A 3,452-nucleotide genomic window follows, 5' to 3' on the forward strand; every position below is an offset into this window, starting at 1 on the left:
ATAGCTATATTAGGAAAATTCCAACCATAAACACTAGGGGAATTAAAAGTATAAACTTCATTAGGGCTAAAAGATAATTTGTCTTTATATTTAATATCGCAATATATCAAAGCCATTTGAGCTAAATACCCACCCAATGAATGTCCTACAAATATAATTCTTTTGTGTTTGTTTTTGATTATTTTATTTACTTGTTCTAAAAATTCTAAAAGAGAAGAAGATTGGATATTGCCATTGAGGGATAGAGTTATGTCTTGCATCGTATCTATATTCCAAAAACCCTCAGTTCCCCTAAACCCTACTATAAATTCATCTTTTTGTTTATCGTAAAACAAAGTAGCACTAAAGCCACTTGTAGTGTTAGGCTGATGAAATTGAACCTCATATCTTTGAATGAAATTTTTAGTCCGTAATTCTCCAAATTCTCCATTTAGTTTATCAAAATTTGTCTTTTCATCAAAGAAATTTAACATTTTTGATTGCCAAGCATCATCTTGTCTTAAATCAATCAATACTTCTTTATCTTTATGTTTTTGACTGACAACATGTTCTAAATTTACCTTTATTTCTCTATAGCCTCTAAGAGAATTTTCTTCTTGAATTTTTTCTTGATTAAAATCTAACTCAAATATATTTCTAGTATTTAAAAAATCAAAATAAAAATAACTAGCCCAGCACATTCTAGCATATTTATAAAGTTTCATATATTTGGCTTGTTTTTCATACATTAGTAGCCTCTTTTTTCTTGTAATTCTTTATATTTTCGAATATCATAGCATATCATTTTTCTTTTGTATTTAGCAAACATACCTATGTCAAGCCAAGAGTATGTATTGTCTATTTTATATTCTTGTATTGTATTTTTGCCGTCCTTATAGTACCATAAAATAATAATTTTTTTTATTCTAAAATCTACATATTGCTCTGTTATGTTGAATAAAATATCCTTGTTTATTTTTTTATAATTATCCCAAAGACTTATAATATTTTTTGCATCATAAATAACCGCCTTAGAATCAGCCTTCTCACACAAACTCTCAAATTCTTTAAAACTACTTTGCCATTCAAGAGGTACAAAAGAGTATCCAAACCAAAGAAGCATGAATAATGGATAAGGTAAAAATAAATAAAACTTTTTAATTTTTTTATCAATATTAAAAATTTTAAAGACAAGATAAAAGACAAGCTTTAAAAATAAATATACCCATATAGTAGAAAGTATAAACAAGCTAATCCATCCAAAGAAAGGAAAAGGGAAAAAGGTTAAAAGAGTTAAATAAGTAATATTATAAAAAGTTAAGATGACAAGAAAAAGATAAAATAAAGCTTGTTTTATATTTTTAAAGAATTGTTTTTTTAAATCATTTGAATTTTCTTTATTGTTAAAATAATGATAGAGCTTGTTTTTCATATATTTTTATCCTATATTACTTTGATTATTATCTTTAGTATCTTCAAACAAAATAGCACTAAAGCCACTTAAAGTGTTAGACTAATGTTTTAAAAGTTTAAATCTATTTATAAAATCAATGATTCTTTTACTAAGTGTATCATTTAACCCCACCCTACTAATATCATTATCCAATGTTATTTCTTTACTATCAAAACAAGTATTTATAAGAGAAATACAATATTTAGGTTCTATTTTAACTATTTTATTTTGTTCAAAACGAGCTTGTATAGCACAAGCATAAGCTGTGTTTGTATTTTTAGGTTTTACAATATCTTCCCCTTTACTATTTTTCATAACAATATCTTGCTTTAATTTATCACCAAAAGTAAGTTTATCTGCTTTATAAATATTATTCTTTTCATCTTGCTCTATATTTTCCCAAACATATTGCAACATAGCATAACTAGCATCTGCTATATCAGCATAGTCTAAAAATTTAGTGATTAAGTCTAATTTAGCTTCTTGTGTTTTAATGTTTTTGCTCATTTGTTATTCCAAAGTTTCAACTTGCCAGTCATCTTTCTTAAATTTTTTGTCAATATTCTTACAACTTAATACTTCCATATATCTAAAATATAATCCAGCACCCTCATCGCCTTTCAAGAATATACCATAATTATCATAAAAATATGTATTAACACGATAATACACTACTTGGTTTTCATTTTTTCTTTCAAATCTAGTTTCCACTATTCTATCTTTTATTTGCTTACTTTTAGGTGTCACTATTATATTTGTTTTATTCTTTATAGATTCATCCTCAATCAACACTTTTCCCAAATTAAAATAACACAAGCTCTTAAACTCATAATACTGCGGATCCATATATTTATAAGAACAGCCTCCTGTTAAGAATAATAAAAGATATACAGGCAAAAGAAATAAAGTAAGTTTTTTAAATATTGTTTTAAAATTTATAGTTTTTGTTTTATTTTTTAATTTATAAAAAATTTTAAAGATAAAATATAAAATAATAGAAAATATAAAAACAAAAAAGAAAAATATAAGAATAAATATTAAAAGATTAACAAAGAATTCTAGCATTTATTAACTCCTCTTAATTTTCTCTGTTTTTTCATAAGACAATTTGTAGTGTTGGGCTGATGAAATTTAATCTCATATCTTTGAGAAAAATTTCTAGCTTGTAATTCTCTAAAATCTCCATTTAGTTTCACATAAAAAATAAAGAATCATCTATAACCAAATATCCATTATATTCATCATGTAATGCTTTAAAATAGTCCAATTTTTCTAATTCACTCTTATCTTTAAAAAATCTAGTTTTAGATATTTTAAATCCTAAAGCTTTTTGTCCTTCAGTATAAACAAAATTAAAATAACTAGCTTACACAAATTCTGTATAATCTTTTAAATTGTTGATTTATTCCTTATATTATTATTGATAAAGATTACCACAAGCGAGCCCATCCTCTATAAACTCAAAATTCATATTACCCTCATTGCCTTCTAACACATACCTTCTAGTATTCCAATATGGACTTATATGCATATCAACAATCTTGTGTAAAGACATTTGCATATTTTTTGTTTTTAGTACAATATTATCCATCTCTATCTTTTCTTGAAAATTTGAAGGAGTTTTGAAGTATCATCGTAATATATAAAGCCACATTTCTATCCTACTATATTTTTTTACATGTCGAAAATCATCTATGCCGCCTAACTTTTTATCAAAATACCCTAGAATCTTATTATACTTTAGGAAGTTCATTTAACTTACACATATTCCTAAATTGCCAATAACTAGGCTCTAAATAATAAGAATAAGGAGTATAATAAAAGATAATTAAGCCTATACTTCCAAGAAAGACTAAAAACTTTGAAACGCTTTTTGTAGATTTAAAGATGATTTTATAAATAAATTTTAATATAAGATAAGAAAGAATAGTAGAAATTATAATAAGAAGTAATATATATGTCATGGGTTATCTCCTTAGATTCTCTATTTTATTAAAATTAAGATGTAATTTTGTGGTTT

At 24.8% G+C, this 3,452-nt stretch carries 6 protein-coding genes; all 6 read right to left on the reverse strand.

The genetic code is table 11. The features are described from left to right. The coding region (locus tag AJ939_RS10620) for an Mbeg1-like protein (protein WP_079860484.1) at positions 1-728 on the reverse strand (728 nt) is incomplete at its 3' end. Beyond that, positions 728-1,411, reverse strand: coding sequence for a hypothetical protein (locus tag AJ939_RS05845; protein WP_052521792.1), 684 nt, complete (start codon positions 1,409-1,411; stop codon positions 728-730). The genes AJ939_RS10620 and AJ939_RS05845, both read right to left, overlap by 1 nt. Before the next feature lie 81 nt (positions 1,412-1,492). Next, a complete protein-coding gene (locus AJ939_RS05850; RefSeq protein WP_002880729.1) occupies positions 1,493-1,939 on the reverse strand; it encodes a hypothetical protein in 447 nt (148 codons plus the stop codon). 3 nt (positions 1,940-1,942) lie between these two features. Beyond that, on the reverse strand, positions 1,943-2,497 hold the full coding sequence (locus AJ939_RS05855; RefSeq protein WP_053872785.1) for a hypothetical protein: 555 nt from the start codon (positions 2,495-2,497) through the stop codon (positions 1,943-1,945). A 352-nt stretch (positions 2,498-2,849) separates the two neighbouring features. After that, complete coding sequence (locus tag AJ939_RS10895; protein WP_153882527.1) at positions 2,850-3,023, reverse strand: hypothetical protein; 174 nt, start codon at positions 3,021-3,023, stop codon at positions 2,850-2,852. A 142-nt stretch (positions 3,024-3,165) separates the two neighbouring features. After that, on the reverse strand, positions 3,166-3,396 hold the full coding sequence (locus AJ939_RS05860; RefSeq protein ID WP_002881838.1) for a hypothetical protein: 231 nt from the start codon (positions 3,394-3,396) through the stop codon (positions 3,166-3,168). Positions 3,397-3,452: the final 56 nt, after the last annotated feature.

This window comes from Campylobacter sp. BCW_6889 (assembly GCF_001762535.1).
In the GTDB taxonomy this organism is placed as follows: domain Bacteria; phylum Campylobacterota; class Campylobacteria; order Campylobacterales; family Campylobacteraceae; genus Campylobacter_D; species Campylobacter_D jejuni.

Excerpts from the sequence above, each read along its gene's own strand:
- AJ939_RS05850 (WP_002880729.1), bottom strand. The coding sequence starts at position 1,939 with ATGAGCAAAAACATTAAAACACAAGAAGCTAAATTAGACTTAATCACT.
- AJ939_RS05845 (WP_052521792.1), bottom strand. The coding sequence starts at position 1,411 with ATGAAAAACAAGCTCTATCATTATTTTAACAATAAAGAAAATTCAAAT.
- AJ939_RS10895 (WP_153882527.1), bottom strand. The coding sequence starts at position 3,023 with ATGGATAATATTGTACTAAAAACAAAAAATATGCAAATGTCTTTACAC.
- AJ939_RS05855 (WP_053872785.1), bottom strand. The coding sequence starts at position 2,497 with ATGCTAGAATTCTTTGTTAATCTTTTAATATTTATTCTTATATTTTTC.
- AJ939_RS05860 (WP_002881838.1), bottom strand. The coding sequence starts at position 3,396 with ATGACATATATATTACTTCTTATTATAATTTCTACTATTCTTTCTTAT.